Below are 14,310 nucleotides of genomic sequence, written 5' to 3' on the forward strand. Positions count from 1 at the left end.
ACATGCAAGATCCCAAAGTACTGGTTGCGCTCGATTATCAGCACGAGGCCGATGCCTTCGCCTTCATCGAGCAGATTTCTCCGGCCCAGTGTCGCCTCAAGGTGGGCAAGGAGATGTTCACCCTGTTTGGCCCCCAATTCGTGCGCCAGCTGGTGGCCAGGGGATTCGACGTCTTCCTAGATCTGAAGTTTCACGACATTCCCAATACCGTTGCCAAGGCGGTGGCAGCCAGCGCCGAGCTCGGGGTCTGGATGGTCAACGTGCACGCCAGCGGTGGAGTGCGCATGATGCAGGCTGCCAAAGAGGCGCTTGCGCCCTATGGTGACAAGGCCCCCCTGCTGATCGCCGTGACCGTGCTGACCAGCATGGAGCAGTCCGACATGGCGCCGCTCGGGCTCAGCGTCGGCCCGGCCGAACAGGTGATCCGGTTGGCCAAGCTGACCAAGGACGCGGGGCTGGATGGAGTGGTCTGCTCCGCCGAGGAGGCCCATGAGCTCAAGACCCTGCTTGGGGCCGATTTCAAGCTGGTCACGCCGGGCATTCGTCCGACCGGTGCGGCGGCAGGGGATCAGCGCCGGGTGATGACGCCGCGGGCGGCGGTGGAGGCGGGGGCCGACTACCTGGTGATCGGCCGTCCCATCACCCAGGCCGCCGATCCGGCGGCCATGCTGAGCAGCATCAATGCCGAGCTCAATGGCTAGTTCGTGTCGCCCACATGCAACAGGCCGGATCCAGATCCGGCCTGTTTCATTTTACTTCCTTATCGACCTCAAGACTTGAGGGGCTGAGTCCCCAGGCTGAGGGGCAAGAGGCCGAGCAACAGGCCAGCCACCGAGCCGATGAAGTGTGATTCGATGTGCACCCTGGCGCCGATCAGTGCGGCCACCGGGCTCTCTCCCGCGCTGTAAAAATCCAGCCCGAGCTTGATGACGATGCCCAGCAGCATCAGCCAGCCGGAGTGGCGGCGATGGCGGATATCCTGCACCGCGCCCCACACGAACAGGCCATGCAAGGCACCGGACAGCCCCATGTACCACTGGGTCTGCGGACACCACCACCAGATGCCGAGACCGACCGCCGTGCTCAGCAGGAGCAGCAGCACGGGCAGGCGCCAACCGGTGAGATATTCACGAAACAGGCTGTAGAGCACCGCCAGACCACTCAGATTGAGCAGCAGGTGCCATAGATTGGTGTGGGCCAGATTGCCTGTTATGATGCGCCACCCTTCGCCCTGGGCGATCAGGGTGCGTTCGAAGGAGAGCAGGTGGTTCGGTACGGTGAAGAAGAGCAAGGCAGTGATGAGCGACAGTGTGATGACCCAGATCAGACCCGATTTTTCTGACAACATGAAACAGCCCAGCGACAAAGAGAGCCGCTACTGTACACGCTGCACCCGTGCCCTCAAAGCCTGTCTGTGTGATTATATCGAGCGGGTGCCGCACCTCGCGCCGCTCCATATCCTGCAGCATCCGAGCGAGGTGGGCCACCCCAAGGGGACGGCTGCCCTGCTGGCCGCCTCTCTCACCGATGCCCGCATCCATGTGGGGGAGGATTTTGCCAAAGATGCAGGGCTCAATGCCCTGTTGGTTGATCCCGGAGTCGCCTGCTATCTGCTGTGGCCGGACGATCATGCCCTGACGCTTGATGAGGTCCGCAGGTGCACTCAACAAGTCGACGCTGCCCGCAACCTGCACTTTATCCTGCTCGATGGCACCTGGCGCAAGGCGTATCGCATGTTGCACAGCAACCCGGCCCTGCTGCGGCTGCCACGGATCAAGCTTGGCGCCATCCCGGGGCAATACTCCATTCGCAAGAAGCCGTTTCCCGAGGCGCTGTCGACCCTGGAGGCGGGCTACCATCTGTTATCCCAGTGGGAGGGAGAGCCCGAACGCTTCGCCCCGCTGATGAGCCTGTTTACCCATTTGAACCAGCAGTGGCATGACTTTGCCCAGGGTCGCCGTACTTAAACGTGCATTTTCAGAACCCTGTATTTAGAATCGAGAGAGGAGTGAACAACGTGAAAAAAGCCGTCGTGGTATTCAGTGGAGGTCAGGACAGCACCACCTGTCTGGTACAGGCACTGGCGCAGTATGACGAAGTGCACGCCATCACCTTCGACTACGGCCAGCGTCACCGGGAGGAGATCGACACCGCTTGCCGTCTGGCCAGCCAGTTTGGCCTCAAGGCTCACAAGGTGATGGACGTGACCATGCTGGGTGAGCTGGCCATCTCGGCCCTGACCCGCGACGAGATCCCGGTCAGCGGTGAACTGCAAGACAACGGCCTGCCCAATACTTTCGTGCCCGGTCGCAACATCCTGTTCCTGACCCTGGCTGCCATCTATGCCTATCAGGTCGGTGCCGAGGCGGTGATCACCGGGGTGTGCGAGACCGACTTCTCCGGTTACCCGGATTGCCGCGACGAGTTCGTCAAGGCGCTCAACCAGGCGGTGTCGCTGGGGTTGGATCGCGGCCTGCGTTTCGAGACGCCGCTGATGTGGCTCGACAAGGCCGAAACCTGGGCGCTGGCGGATCACCATGGCCAGCTCGATACCGTGCGCCAGCAGACGCTCACCTGTTACAACGGCATTCAGGGAGATGGTTGTGGCACCTGTCCCGCCTGCGAGCTGCGCAGTCGCGGGTTGAACCAGTATCTGGCCGACAGGGTTGGCGTCATGGCCCGGCTGCACGGGAAAACCGGGTTGGGCGAGAAAAACGGACGCTGAGCCTGCGTCTTGCCCCTGTTTGGGGTATAATCCGCGCCTTTTGCAACCAGTCGTGACCAGCATGCACTACCCAATCAACGAGATCTTCCAGACCATCCAGGGGGAGGGCGTCTTCACCGGCGTGCCCGCCATCTTCGTTCGCCTGCAAGGCTGCCCGGTGGGCTGTCCCTGGTGCGACACCCGCCATACCTGGGTGGTGGATCCGTCCCGTGAGGTAGGCAGCCAGGAGGTGCTCGATCGATCCAACGAGTCCGATGGCTGGAGCAAGATGAGCACCCGCGATATCCTGGCCAGCTTCGAGACCCTGGGTTACCAGGCGCGCCACGTGGTGTTAACCGGTGGCGAGCCCTGCCTCTACGATCTGCAGGAGCTGTCATCTGCCCTGTTGGCGGCGGGCTATCAGGTGCAGATCGAGACCAGTGGTACCAGCGAGATCAAGACTCACGACAGCACCTGGGTCACCGTCTCCCCCAAGATCGGGATGAAGGGAGGTCTGCCGGTGCTGGTATCTGCCCTCGCGCGCGCCAACGAGATCAAGCATCCGGTGGCCACCGAGCGCCATATCGAGGAGCTTGACGCCCTGTTGGCAACCGCCACCTTGCGTGAAGACGTGATCATCGCGCTGCAGCCCATCAGCCAGAAGCCCAGAGCCACCGAGCTCGCCATGGCGACCTGTATCGCCCGTAATTGGCGGCTCTCCATCCAGACCCACAAATATCTGAATATCGATTAAGATGGACTCTCTATCGGACGAGCGGGTATTGCTCAGCCTGGCGGGCAAGATGCCTTACGGAAAATATCGGGGACGACGCATCATCGATATTCCCGAGCCCTATCTGGTGTGGATGGCGCGCAGCGGTTTTCCCGCCGGTACACTGGGTCAAACATTGGCACTGGCGTACGAGATAAAACTCAACGGACTCGAGTCCATGATTATTCCCATTATTAACAGGATGTCAGTATGAGAATATATACCCGGCAGGGCGACAAGGGGCTCACCCGACTGGCCGATGGCAGTCAGCTTGCCAAGGATGACAGGCGAGTCAAGACCTATGGTGCCATCGACGAGTTAAATTCCCAGATAGGTCTGCTTATTGCCGAAATACCGGCGCAGGAGACGATGCTATTGGCCGAGCTGATATTGCTGCAGCAGGAGTTGTTTGACTTGGGAGGCGAGCTCGCCTTTTCCAGCGAGGCACAAAATACGGCCTTGTGGCAAGTCAATGAAGGCTGGACGCTGCGACTCGAACAGCAAATTGATGCCTATAGCGCCCGCTTGCCGGTGCTGCGTAATTTCATCTTGCCCAGTGGTTCCAGGGCGGCGGCGCAGGCTCATGTGGTGCGCACTCTGACCCGTCGCTGCGAACGGCAGCTGTTGGGCCTCAGCCGCGTCGAGCAGGTCAATCCTGCTATCTTGCCCTATCTGAACCGGCTGAGTGACTGGTTCTTCACGGTGGCGAGATACCTGCTGGTGTGCACCAACACCCCCGAAGTGCTCTGGGTCAAGGCCGCCGATCGGGGCTGAAGAGCATTGTCAGCAATAATAAAAAACCTCGCCTGGCGAGGTTTTTTATTGAGCAATGCCTTATTCATTCATCCTGCTGGATCAGATGGCAAACTCTTCCACGGATTTACCTTCGGCCACGGCCTTGGCAATGGTGGAGGGCATGCGACCCTGGCCGGTCCAGGTCTTTTCCACGCCATCATCCAGATAACGATATTTGGCGGGACGGGGAGCACGCTTGCCTTTGCTGGCCTTGGGAGAGTCGGTGGCAACGGTGCCCACCAATTCGGCCGGGTCAATACCGGCGGCCTTCAGCATTTCGGCATATTCGGCAATTTTCTTCTGGTGTTCTTCACGGGCCTGACGATCGGCAGATTCATCCTGCTGGCGTTCGGTGACGATGGCGGTGAATTTTTCCAGACCCTCTTCCAGTTGCTCCAGGGTCAACTCACGACAGGCAGCACGCAGGCTGCGGATATTCAGCAGGACTTTCAAAAATTCGTTCATATTGGCTACCACGCGAGCAAAATATTAAGAAGATGGAATGGCTTTTGGATAATTTATAGGGTGGCTTGCCATCAAGTCAAGTATCGCGAATTAATTAATTCGATAGATAAATTAAGCTTGGCGAATATGGAGTGGGGCGATATATATCGACTATTTGACAACCTTCATTTCCGAATGAGTTCTGGCTAGATGAAAATATCGTCCATATCAATTTTATTGCACCAATTGACTACCATTTCCCGTTCAGCTGCCATACAAGTATTGAAATTTAATCAAAAAACTTGCTATCACACCGTGTCCCGATAAAATGTGCCCCGAATACCTTTAAGTAGAGGCGCGCTGCCTATGAGTATCCGAGCGGAGGGTGATGCCTGCGATGTTCGGGGAAAGGAGTCGGCGCCGAAGTGACCAGGCCATCATACCGGGTTGCTGGTTCTGCATCGAACAGGTGCAGGACTGCCATAGTCATCCACTATGGAGCGCTACCTGAAGGGGCTGAGGAGTATTACCTCCCCATGGGTTTTGTTTCTTTATCCTCTCGGTAGATCTCCACCTGTTGTCTTTAGGTGCAAAGAGATCATGGACATCGTTCACTACGCCGACTCCGGTTGGTCAGTCATTCCCCCCTTGTTGGCCGTCGCCCTGGCGATCATCACCCGTCGCGTCCTGGTGTCGCTCGGGGTGGGCATCGTTGCCGGCAGCCTGCTGCTCAACCAGTTTTCGCCGCTCGACTCCCTGCATTACATGCTCAATACCGTGCTCAAGATCGTCTGGGTCGATGGCGCGTTCAATCGCGACAACGTCAACATGATCCTGTTCATGTTGCTGCTGGGCGGCCTCATCAGCCTGATGAGCGTCTCCGGTGCCACTCGTGCCTTTGCCGAGTGGGCCGAGCGCCGCGCCAAGACCCGCAAGGGCGCCAAGGCCCTCACCGGCATGATGGTGTTTGCCTTCTTCATCGATGACTTCTTCCACAGCCTGTCGGTCGGCGCCATCTGTCGTCCGGTGACCGATCGCTTCCAGATCTCCCGCGCCAAGCTGGCCTATCTGCTGGACTCCACCGCCGCGCCGGTCTGCGTGCTGATGCCCATCTCCTCCTGGGGTGCCTATATCATCGCCCTGGTGGGGGGCATCATGGCGGCCCACGGCCTGACCGATCAGAGCCCCATCTCCGCCTTCGTCGAGATGATCCCGATGAACCTCTACGCCGTGTTCACCCTGATCATGGTGCTGGTGGTGATCGCGTTCCAGCTCGATATCGGCTCCATGCGCCAGCACGAGCAGTGGGCGCTGGAAGGCAAACTGTGGGATGAGTCCAAGGGCCGCCCCATCGGGCTGGACATGGAATCCCCGGAGGAGAGCAACGGTGGCATGATCGACATGGTGCTGCCGATCCTGACCCTGACCCTGGCGACCGTCTACTTCATGATTGACTCCGGCGCCGCCGTGCTGGAAGGCAAAGGCCTGCCATTCAGCGTGCTCGGGTCATTCGAGAACACCAACGTCGGCTCCTCCCTGGTCTACGGCGCCCTGTGCAGCCTGGTGGTCTCCATCGGTCTGGCCATGCGCCTCAAGCTGGGTGCGAAGAACTGGATGAAGGCCGCCCCGCAAGGGATCATGGCCATGCTGCCCGCCATCAACATATTGCTGTTCGCCTGGACCATAGGTGCCGTGGTACGTGACGTGGAGACCGGCAAGTATCTGGCCTCCATGGCCAACGGCAACCTGCCCATCGAGGTGCTGCCGGCGGTGGTGTTCATCCTCTCCTGCGCCATGGCGTTCGCCACCGGCACCAGCTGGGGTACCTTCGGCATCATGCTGCCACTGGCCGGCGACATGGCCGCCGCCAGCGACATCAGCCTGATGCTGCCGATGCTGGCCGCCGTACTGGCGGGCTCGGTGTTCGGTGACCACAGCTCGCCCATCTCCAGCACCAGTATCCTGTCGGCCACCGGTGCCGGTTGCCACCACATCGATCACGTGATGACCCAGCTGCCCTATGCGCTGGCCATCGCCTTCGGGGCAGCCCTCGGTTATCTGGTGATGGGGCTGATGCACTCTGTGCTGGCGGGCTTCACGGTCAGCGGACTCTGGTTCGTGATCTTCTCCGGCTATCATCTGCGCAAGTCCAGACAGCATCGCGCGCTGGCGCCCGCATAAATAACACAAGGGGCCCACGGGCCCCTTGGTTTTGGCGAGGGCTTTGGTTAGCATGCGCCCCATAAATTCAGTATCGGAACAGCATCATGGCTTCACTGCACTACAAATTTGCCACCATGAACTCGGGCAAGTCGACCCAGCTCATTCAGGCACACTTCAACTATCTGGAGCGTGGCATGTACCCGCTGGCCATGACGCCCGTCATCGACGATCGTTTCGGGACCGGGGTGATCAGTGCCAGAGTCGGTCTGGAGCTGAAGGTGGAGGTGTTCAGTGACGGCTGCGATCTGTTCGAGATGGTCAAGGCGCGCCACGGCGAGAAGCATATCGACGTGTTCATCGTCGACGAGGCGCAGTTTCTGACCCGCGAGCAGGTCTACCAGTTGGCCCGCATCGTCGATGAACTCAAGATCCCGGTCATCGCCTATGGCCTCAAGACCGATTTTCGCGGCGAGCTGTTTCCCGGCTCCTACCATCTGCTCTGCCTGGCCGACAAGTTCGAAGAGCTCAAAAGCATCTGCTGGTGCGGCAACAAGGCACACATGAACTCCCGGGTCAACGAGGCAGGGCAGGTGATGCGCGATGGCGAGCAGGTGGAGATCGGCGGCAACGATCGCTATGTGTCCCTCTGCCGCAAACACTACCTGGACGGCCGGGCCTTCAAGTAACCGACGAAACAAGATCAACAAGGGCGCCGTGATGGCGCCCTTTTTTTGGCTCACCTGGCCGCGAGCGGCTCAGTCTATCTCGATGTCCACCGGCGCTATGATGGGGTCGGCCACCGGCAGGCGCTGGAACAGCTGGCGAAAATGCTGCTGTACCCGGCCTATGTCCACCAGCGACATGCCGGAGGCGAAGCCGAACCAGACGTAGAGGCCGGTCAGATCCCGGAACATGGGGGGCAGGTAGCGCGGCGCGTCGATCAGCCCCTCCAGATAGTGCTGATAGAGCACCGGGATGTCGTCAAGGGTCACCTTGCCGACGAACAGCATGGGCAGGATCTCCGGTACGCCCTCCAGCACGGCGCTGCGGATGAAGTTGACCGTCTCCACATAGCCCTTCACGTAGGAGAGATCCTTGGTGAAGCAGGCGCCCCCCTGCACCATGCCGCCGCGAAATACCCGCTGGGTGATCTTGTAGGCGTCGTGCTCGCTGGCACCTTGCTGGGCGAAGTGGCGGAACACCTCGATAAAATCGGCGCCGCGCTCCGCCATGTCGATGGCCATCACCCGATCCGAGATACGCTTGGCCCGATCCGGGAAGGAGCTGAAGGTCAGCGTCTCGATGAGCACCGCCAGCCCCTCCTGGCAGGCGGTGATGCGCGGCGAGCCGGCCCCGAGCCAGGTGGCGTAGGATTGCTGGCGACCGTTCAGGGTGGTGCCCACGTGGACCCAGCCCTCATGCACCTCCAGCACCTGCAAGTCCAGCTCCGAGAAGCGGGCGTGGGAGCTGAGCTTGATGTAATCCCCACCGGCGGCGGCGTCAGAGACGATACCATCGCTCAGCTTGACCTGCACCGTGCCGTCGCTGAAGTAGCTCGACAGCTTGCCCTGCAGCTTGGCGACCGCCGCCGCCCCTTCAAACTCCTTGGGGTAGGGGCGCACCAGATGGCGGGCGCCGGGCAGGGAGAAGATGTCGCACAAGCGGGCGCCCAGCTCCTTTAACGTCTTGCGATCCCCGCGCAGGTGATCGCTGGCCGAGCCGTACAGCAGCTGGCTGTAGCGCTGGAAGTCCGGCTGCCCGCGCTGACGCAACATCTCGATCACCACCATGTATTGATCCACCGTCTCTTGCAGGATCCGGCCCAGATCGTCCTGGGGGCCGAGCCGGCGCCGGATCCTGTCCCGCAGCTCCTTGAGCTCCAGGTATTTGTTGCGTGGATCGAACCCCAGGGGGAGGGACTGGTAGAAGTCGGCGCCGATGGCGGGCAGCTCGCGCCCGCCCTTGGCCAGAAATTCGGCTTGCAGGTGGCGCGGCCACTTGATGGCATCCAGGATGCGGATGGGTTTTTGCAGGGTCAGCAGCTCATCCGAGAGGGATTTCAGGTGCAGGCGGTATTTTTCTTGGATGGTCATCGGGCCTTCTGTGGAGGCGGCTTGAGAGCGAGAATGGCTGAGTATATGCACAGCGCTTGCCAAAAAGAAGCGAGACGAAGGCGGATCCCGCCTGCGCACTTTTGGTTGCCGGCAAATTGGTTTAGACTGCGCCCCTTGATCCTTATCGTGTCGTGAAAATGATGAATATCCCCAGCTCTGAAATGATAATGCGTTGGTTGCAACAGGCCCGGATCGAGCACTATGTGTGCGACCAGTGCCACGGCATCCACATGGTCTCCCTGCAGTCGGTCGACAGCATTCAGGAGAGCCGGATCTTTGTCGAAGAAGAAGGGCTGCTGTTTTCATCCGAGCTGGAGGTGCGGCCCTCATCGCTGCTGCCGCTGATGGCCGAGCTGGGTCGCCTCAATATGCAATATCCGTCTCTCAAGGTGTTCCTCGACATCATCGACGACAACCTGCCGCGCCTCATCGTCGGTCACACCGTCTTCACCAAGGCGGGGCTCACCGTGGAGCAGTTCTTGCTGTTCGTCGAGAGCACCACGGCGGCGACCCACGAAGTGGTGAGCGAATGCGAGCGGCTGGGCTTCCTCAATCTGCCGGAAATTCAGGTCGCGCCGGAGTCTGTGCACTGATCTCGCATTCGAACTGTGCGTTATCTGTGCGAACGGTGCGCAGCAGCCAAAAAAGCCGTTGACGCAGGCGGGGCTTTCCCCTAAATTACGCCCCGTTCCGGCGCGATAGCGCAGCGAGCCCCGTGGCGATTGAACACGTTAAACCGCAGTCGAAAATTTGGTGAGGTGTCCGAGTGGCTGAAGGAGCACGCCTGGAAAGTGTGTATACGGCAACGTATCGAGGGTTCGAATCCCTCCCTCACCGCCAAATTGGTTGTGAAAAAACCCCATGAATTTCATGGGGTTTTTTCGTTTCAGGAGAAGCGAAAATGCCAGTGTCACTACAAGGTGTCACTATCATGCCGTTCCCCCAATCCCTCCGCCTGTTGGGCTGCCCCCAAGAAATCAGAGTCTCCCTGCTCACCAAAGATCGCAGTGAAGCCACGCTACGCAATCTGGTCGCAGCCCACGGTATCAGGCTGCTGATGAGCAGGCTTGCCACTTATCCTGCCCCTATCCTGAATGTCGATACCCATCCGTCAAAAACCTGCTTTCGCGACTTGATCGCGCCGGAGCTGACTCGCTTGCGTCAGCAACTGCTCTCCTCTGATGATGCGCTTACAATACCAGCCCAAGATCCCCCCCAAGCGGCCTGATGGAGCGCTTCCTGTTCGGGGACGTGCACATGCGCGGCCATTACCCCGCCTATATCCGCAAGGAGTGGCAGCGCAAGGGCTATCACATCGTCATGGACGCGGGGGACGAAGACATCCTGCGGGCGGGCTGCGCCGATGATATCGGGCTCAGCTACTACATGAGCAACGCGGTGTGTGCCCATGGCGCCGGCACGGGTACCGCCCTGTCCGGCTTTGAGGGCTGCCTGCCGCACCCCCATGTGCAGGCGTCCGAGCGGGGTTGGCAAATCGACCCGGTCGGGCTGCGTTATACCCTGAACCTGCTCCATGGCCGCTACGAGAAGCCGCTGTTCATCGTCGAGAACGGCTTCGGCGCGCGGGATCAGAAAGACGAGAGAGGGGAGATAGACGATGACTACCGCATCGCCTACTTGCGCGCCCATATCGAGCAGATGAAGCTCGCCATCGTTGAAGACGGGGTGGACGTCATGGGCTATACCCCCTGGGGATGTCTGGACTGCGTCTCCTTCACCACAGGTGAATACAGCAAGCGCTACGGCTTTATCCACGTGGATAAAAACGATGACGGCAGCTTCGAGTGCACCAGGACGCGCAGCGTCGACTGGTATCGCCAGGTCATCGCCAGCAATGGTGAGATGCTCTGATCTGGCAGCCAAATATGTGGTGAGGTGACATAAAACATCCTGTCCATACCGACTTCCATTGTTCCTGCATGGGATGATGACGGTTTTTATGGCCAAGGCAGTGTAAAAGAAGGAGGGGCTTTGCAATGGGAAAGGGCTGGTGGGAAGCCGCCTGGTGATGTGGGTCGACTTTGCGGGTGGTGGGGAGGTGGCGTCTCAAGAGGGAATGCATGAGAAGAGCTGTCGTCAACAAGTGCAGCAGATCGGATACATGAAGAAGCGCCCCGATCCTGGGGTTGGCCCAAGGGGCCAGCCGCCAGGACCGGGGCGCCGGTCAACACAGCTTCAGGATCAGGCCAGATCGAAGCGATCCAGGTTCATCACCTTGGTCCAGCTCGCCACGAAGTCCTTCACGAACTTCTCTTTTGCATCCGTACTCGCGTAGACCTCGGCCAGTGCCCGCAGCTGGGAGTTCGAACCGAACACCAGATCGACGCGGGTACCGGTCCATTTGGTCTTGCCGCTCTTGCGATCCACCCCTTCGTACAGCCCCTTGACGCCCGCCACCGGCTTCCACTCGGTGCTCATGTCGAGCAGATTGACGAAGAAGTCGTTGGAGAGTGCGCCGGGCTTGGTGGTGAGCACCCCGTGGGCGGTCGCCCCCGTGTTGGTGCCCAGCATGCGCATGCCGCCGACCAGCACCGTCAGCTCGGGGGCGCTCAGGGTCAGCAACTGCGCCTTGTCGATCAGCATGGCCTCCGACAGCTCGGCATAATCCCCTTTCAGATAGTTGCGGAAACCATCGGCGAGAGGCTCGAGCACGGCGAAGGCCTCGACATCGGTCTGCGCCTGGGAGGCGTCCATGCGGCCCGGTGCGAAGGGCACTGTCACATTGACGCCCGCCTTCTTGGCGGCCTGCTCGACACCAACCCCACCGGCCAGCACGATCAGATCGGCGAGCGACACCCGCTTGCCACCGGTGGCCGAGGCGTTGAATGCCTGCTGGATGCCTGCCAGCGTCTTGAGCACCTTGGCCAGCTGGTCCGGCTGGTTGACTGCCCAATCCTTTTGCGGGGCGAGGCGAATGCGGGCACCGTTGGCGCCGCCGCGTTTGTCGGAGCCACGGAAGCTGGCGGCCGATGCCCAGGCGGTGGAGACCAGTTCGGCAACGGACAGGGAAGCCCCGAGGATCTGCTCCTTGAGCACCGCTACCTCTTTGTCACCCACCAGCTCGTGATTGACGGCGGGGATGGGGTCTTGCCAGATCAGCTCCTCTTTTGGCACTTCCGGGCCGAGATAGCGGGCCACCGGGCCCATGTCGCGGTGGGTCAGCTTGAACCAGGCGCGGGCGAAGGCATCGGCGAAGGCTTGCGGATCTTCGTAGAAGTGGCGGGAGATCTTGCCGAACTCGGGGTCAAAGCGCAGGGTCAGGTCGGTGGTCAGCATGGTCGGCTTGTGGAACTTGCCGGGGATATGGGCATCCGGGATGATCTCGGGGGCATCCTTGGCGATCCACTGCTTGGCACCGGCCGGCGACTGGGTCAGCTCCCATTCGAACTTGAACAGGTTCTCGAAGAAGTTGTTGCTCCACAGCGCCGGGGTCTTGGTCCAGGTGACCTCGATGCCGCTGGAGACGGTGTCCTTGCCGTGGCCGCTGCCGTAGTCGCTGATCCAGCCGAGGCCCTGGGCCTCCAGCGGCGCGGCTTCCGGCTCGGGTCCCTTGTGGGATTCCGGCGCGGCGCCGTGGGCCTTGCCGAAGGTGTGGCCACCGGCAATGAGGGCGACGGTCTCTTCGTCGTTCATGGCCATGCGACCGAAGGTGGAGCGGATGTCCTTGGCCGCCTCCATGTAGTCGCCGCTGGCGTTGGGGCCTTCCGGGTTGACGTAGATCAGGCCCATGTGGGTGGCCCCAAAGGGTGCCGTAAGCTCGCGGTCTCCCTTGACGCGATCGGGGTCGACCCCGAGCCAGGCGATCTCATCCCCCCAATTCACGTCCTGATCCGGCTCCCAGACATCGGCACGGCCGCCGCCGAAGCCGAAGGTGCGAAACCCCATGGATTCCAGTGCGACGTTGCCGGCGAGGATCAGCAAGTCGGCCCAGGAGATCTGGCTGCCGTATTTTTGCTTGATCGGCCACAGCAGGCGGCGGGACTTGTCGATGTTGACGTTGTCTGGCCAGCTGTTGAGCGGGGCGAAGCGTTGCTGACCCCGGCCAGCGCCGCCACGGCCATCGGTGGTGCGATAGGTGCCCGCGGCGTGCCAGGCCATGCGAATAAACTGCGGCCCATAGTGACCGAAGTCCGCCGGCCACCACTCCTGGGAGTCGGTCATCAACCTGACCAGGTCTTTCTTGAGCGCCTTGTAATCCAGGCTCTCGAATGCCTTGACGTAGTCAAAGTCGTTGCCCATGGGGTCGGAGCTGGCGGAATGCTGGTGCAGCAGATCCAGCCGCAGCTGGTTTGGCCACCAGTCACGATTGGTTCTGCCGACGCCGGCGGTGTGGTTGAAGGGGCATTTGCTTTCTTCACTCATCTCAGTCTCTCCTTGGCAATCGTTTGCAAACCTAACAACTTAGTATGCGGAAGATTTCCACTTTGCTATGTACGCCTGTCCTGCGGCACTCGCCATATTTTGGCCAGGCCGTTTTCGACTAATCCTTTATTTTCATTGCGTTAATGTTGGATCTCGCATGAGTCGTGAAGAAATGGATTAAGACCATCGATTCTCACAATCCACTCAGCCACGCATTGCCGCCCTCCAGGGCACCGCCAGTGCGGATTTCCCGGGGGATCCCTCTGATCCGAGCGACCGGCCGACAGCTTGTCAGTATGGTGGTCACTCGCGGGCATTATTTATTTTTTCATCAGTATCACAGTCAACAGTGCCAAAAATTGCGCTATGTCATTGCGTTAGGGGATAGCACCAGCCTGGACCCTGCCGGTATTCATTTCTGTGACATTGGCACTAACTACATGAATTGGTGAATATTTTTTATATGTTTAGCGACAGGAGTGAGCGCAGGATCGGGTAAAGAGGGCGGGGGGCAGAACAAAGTGCGGGACAAGGGCGCTGTGACGGTACGGGTGAGAGACAGGAAGAGATGAGCCGGATGGAGGATGGGCAGACGCGGGTGAGGGGCCGAGGTGGCGACGGGCAGAAAACAAAAAGCCGGCGCTGGGCCGGTTTTGAGTGCATGCATCAAGTGCATGCGGTCAGTCAGACTGACGACTGCTGGCTGCGAGCAGCACAAACAGAATAATGGGGTGGCTGATGGGGCTCGAACCCACGACAACCGGAATCACAATCCGGGACTCTACCAACTGAGCTACAGCCACCACTGAAATTGGCCGTTAATGATCTCCCCCATGAGGAGTCACATTAATGGCGCGCCCTGCAGGATTCGAACCTGCGACCCACGGCTTAGAAGGCCGTTGCTCTATCCGACTGAGCTAAGGGCGCTCTGTATC

15 protein-coding genes, 3 tRNA genes and 1 riboswitch are annotated in these 14,310 nt (G+C 60.1%); of the genes, 12 read left to right on the plus strand and 6 right to left on the minus strand.

Features of this window, described 5'->3' with window-relative positions:
- Positions 1–2 precede the first annotated feature (2 nt).
- Positions 3–701: an orotidine-5'-phosphate decarboxylase gene (gene pyrF / locus ACZ9IL_RS05430; protein WP_476002589.1), complete on the plus strand. Its 699-nt coding sequence runs from the start codon at positions 3–5 to the stop codon at positions 699–701.
- A 68-nt stretch (positions 702–769) separates the two neighbouring features.
- Here the strand turns inward: pyrF and rrtA are convergent, their stop codons facing one another.
- The gene (gene rrtA, locus ACZ9IL_RS05435) at positions 770–1,348 is read right to left on the minus strand and encodes a rhombosortase (protein WP_476002590.1); all 579 of its coding nucleotides are present in this window, start codon (positions 1,346–1,348) and stop codon (positions 770–772) included.
- Between rrtA and ACZ9IL_RS05440 the strand changes: the two genes are divergently transcribed.
- The 5 genes from ACZ9IL_RS05440 (at position 1,314) to ACZ9IL_RS05460 (ending at position 4,250) form a co-directional block, all read left to right on the plus strand.
- Entirely contained in the window at positions 1,314–1,967 is a 654-nt protein-coding gene (locus tag ACZ9IL_RS05440) for a tRNA-uridine aminocarboxypropyltransferase (protein ID WP_476002591.1), read from the plus strand. The two genes, rrtA and ACZ9IL_RS05440, sit on opposite strands and share 35 nt — an antisense overlap.
- A gap of 50 nt (positions 1,968–2,017) precedes the next feature.
- Positions 2,018–2,725: a 7-cyano-7-deazaguanine synthase QueC gene (gene queC, locus ACZ9IL_RS05445; protein ID WP_476002592.1), complete on the plus strand. Its 708-nt coding sequence runs from the start codon at positions 2,018–2,020 to the stop codon at positions 2,723–2,725.
- 61 nt (positions 2,726–2,786) lie between these two features.
- A complete protein-coding gene (queE, locus tag ACZ9IL_RS05450; RefSeq protein ID WP_476002593.1) occupies positions 2,787–3,458 on the plus strand; it encodes a 7-carboxy-7-deazaguanine synthase QueE in 672 nt (223 codons plus the stop codon).
- Between the two features lies 1 nt (position 3,459).
- Positions 3,460–3,690, plus strand: coding sequence for a DUF3820 family protein (locus ACZ9IL_RS05455; RefSeq protein WP_476002594.1), 231 nt, complete (start codon positions 3,460–3,462; stop codon positions 3,688–3,690).
- The gene (locus ACZ9IL_RS05460; RefSeq protein ID WP_476002595.1) at positions 3,687–4,250 is read left to right on the plus strand and encodes a cob(I)yrinic acid a,c-diamide adenosyltransferase; all 564 of its coding nucleotides are present in this window, start codon (positions 3,687–3,689) and stop codon (positions 4,248–4,250) included. Before ACZ9IL_RS05455 ends, ACZ9IL_RS05460 begins: the two co-directional genes overlap by 4 nt.
- An 81-nt stretch (positions 4,251–4,331) precedes the next feature.
- On the opposite strand, the gene ACZ9IL_RS05465 is transcribed toward ACZ9IL_RS05460, so the two are convergent.
- Entirely contained in the window at positions 4,332–4,736 is a 405-nt protein-coding gene (locus ACZ9IL_RS05465; RefSeq protein ID WP_476002596.1) for an H-NS family histone-like protein, read from the minus strand.
- A gap of 321 nt (positions 4,737–5,057) precedes the next feature.
- A riboswitch (Lysine riboswitch) is annotated at positions 5,058–5,229 on the plus strand.
- An 86-nt stretch (positions 5,230–5,315) separates the two neighbouring features.
- Here ACZ9IL_RS05465 and ACZ9IL_RS05470 point away from each other — a divergent pair.
- Together ACZ9IL_RS05470 and ACZ9IL_RS05475 are read left to right on the plus strand one after the other, a co-directional pair.
- Positions 5,316–6,896: a Na+/H+ antiporter NhaC family protein gene (locus tag ACZ9IL_RS05470; protein ID WP_476002597.1), complete on the plus strand. Its 1,581-nt coding sequence runs from the start codon at positions 5,316–5,318 to the stop codon at positions 6,894–6,896.
- 86 nt (positions 6,897–6,982) lie between these two features.
- A complete protein-coding gene (locus ACZ9IL_RS05475; protein WP_476002598.1) occupies positions 6,983–7,564 on the plus strand; it encodes a thymidine kinase in 582 nt (193 codons plus the stop codon).
- A 69-nt stretch (positions 7,565–7,633) separates the two neighbouring features.
- Here the strand turns inward: ACZ9IL_RS05475 and ACZ9IL_RS05480 are convergent, their stop codons facing one another.
- Entirely contained in the window at positions 7,634–8,971 is a 1,338-nt protein-coding gene (locus ACZ9IL_RS05480; RefSeq protein ID WP_476002599.1) for a flavohemoglobin expression-modulating QEGLA motif protein, read from the minus strand.
- Positions 8,972–9,129: 158 nt separating this feature from the next.
- On the opposite strand from ACZ9IL_RS05480, the gene ACZ9IL_RS05485 reads away from it, so the two are divergent.
- From ACZ9IL_RS05485 to ACZ9IL_RS05500, 4 genes are all read left to right on the plus strand, one after another.
- Positions 9,130–9,585: a type III secretion system chaperone family protein gene (locus ACZ9IL_RS05485; protein WP_081965959.1), complete on the plus strand. Its 456-nt coding sequence runs from the start codon at positions 9,130–9,132 to the stop codon at positions 9,583–9,585.
- A gap of 159 nt (positions 9,586–9,744) precedes the next feature.
- Positions 9,745–9,832, plus strand: a tRNA-Ser gene (locus ACZ9IL_RS05490).
- Positions 9,833–9,923: 91 nt separating this feature from the next.
- A complete protein-coding gene (locus ACZ9IL_RS05495) occupies positions 9,924–10,220 on the plus strand; it encodes a hypothetical protein (RefSeq protein ID WP_476002600.1) in 297 nt (98 codons plus the stop codon).
- Positions 10,220–10,864 (plus strand): family 1 glycosylhydrolase, encoded by a 645-nt coding sequence (locus ACZ9IL_RS05500; protein ID WP_476002601.1) that lies wholly within the window; start codon positions 10,220–10,222, stop codon positions 10,862–10,864. The genes ACZ9IL_RS05495 and ACZ9IL_RS05500 overlap by 1 nt, the downstream gene beginning before the upstream one ends.
- Before the next feature lie 330 nt (positions 10,865–11,194).
- Here ACZ9IL_RS05500 and katG read toward each other — a convergent pair whose 3' ends face one another.
- The 3 genes from katG to ACZ9IL_RS05515 all read right to left on the minus strand — a co-directional run bounded on the left by katG (position 11,195) and on the right by ACZ9IL_RS05515 (position 14,302).
- On the minus strand, positions 11,195–13,375 hold the full coding sequence (gene katG / locus ACZ9IL_RS05505) for a catalase/peroxidase HPI (protein ID WP_476002602.1): 2,181 nt from the start codon (positions 13,373–13,375) through the stop codon (positions 11,195–11,197).
- A gap of 727 nt (positions 13,376–14,102) precedes the next feature.
- A tRNA-His gene (locus ACZ9IL_RS05510) sits at positions 14,103–14,178 on the minus strand.
- Between the two features lie 47 nt (positions 14,179–14,225).
- Positions 14,226–14,302 (minus strand) — tRNA-Arg (locus tag ACZ9IL_RS05515).
- Positions 14,303–14,310: the final 8 nt, after the last annotated feature.

Source organism: Aeromonas sp. TECH754, from assembly GCF_056279295.1.